A 945-nucleotide genomic window follows, 5' to 3' on the forward strand; every position below is an offset into this window, starting at 1 on the left:
CTCCCCGCCTCCGCCTCCGCCACCGCCGGCGCCGTCGCCCTTGCCTCCGCCGCCGTCACCCTTCGGTTCCTCGGAGGCCGGCTGCTCAGGCGCCTTCGGCACCTCGGGCACCGACTCGACCGCGCTCGGCAGGGCCTCCGGACTCGCGCTCGGACTGGGCGCCAGCGCACTGCCCGCCTGCTCGATCTGATCCGTGGCACTGGTGCGGACCTGCGGCTTGTACGCAATCCAGATCATCACGAACGCGATCGTCAACGCCAGCGCGATACCGAAGAACGCCGCCAGCCAGCCCGGCAGGAACCCACGCTGGACATACGTCCCCTCGACCTCGTCCGGCTCGACCCCCGACCGGCGCACCGCCAGCGAGTACGGCCGCTCCTCCTTCGACCCGAACCAGATGATCTGCCGCGGCTTCAGCGTCGTCTCCACGAACGCCGCCCGGCCCGGCTCGATCTGCACATTCCCCGGACGGATCTCGTACGACAGATGATCCCCGGTATCACTCCCCGAAACCGACGCCGTCACCTTCGTATTGCCCAGGTTGTCCACCGCCAGCCGCGGCCGCCCCCGGAACCGCCCCTTCACCGTCGGCGGCACCAACTCCGCCCGCACCTCGGTGAACGGCGTGATCGTCAGATTCCCCTCCGGAACCGTCACCGCGTCCGGATGCTCCGTCGGCGTGATCCGCACCGCAAACGGATTCGGCCCCGCCACCGCATCCGACGTACGCGGCGGCGCAAACGTCAGCTCCACCGTCCCCGTCGTCCCCGGATACAAACGCAGCGTCGGCGGCTCCACCGTCGTCCACGGCGCCACATCCCCCACAGGGTCGAACCGGTACTCGTCAACGACATCACCGGTATTACGCACCCGCAGCCGCACACGCGTGCTACTGCCGGGATCAACGGTGGCGGACGCGGGCTCCAGCGAAGTCCAAAGGCTCAC

1 protein-coding gene is annotated in these 945 nt (G+C 69.6%); it reads right to left on the reverse strand.

Translation table 11 applies throughout. From position 1 onward, the window contains the following. On the reverse strand, nucleotides 1–945 hold a 945-nt coding region (locus EBH09_RS16870; RefSeq protein WP_121747845.1), incomplete at its 3' end, for a hydrogenase expression protein.

Source organism: Streptomyces sp. E2N166 (assembly GCF_003671715.1).
GTDB lineage: Bacteria > Actinomycetota > Actinomycetes > Streptomycetales > Streptomycetaceae > Streptomyces > Streptomyces thinghirensis.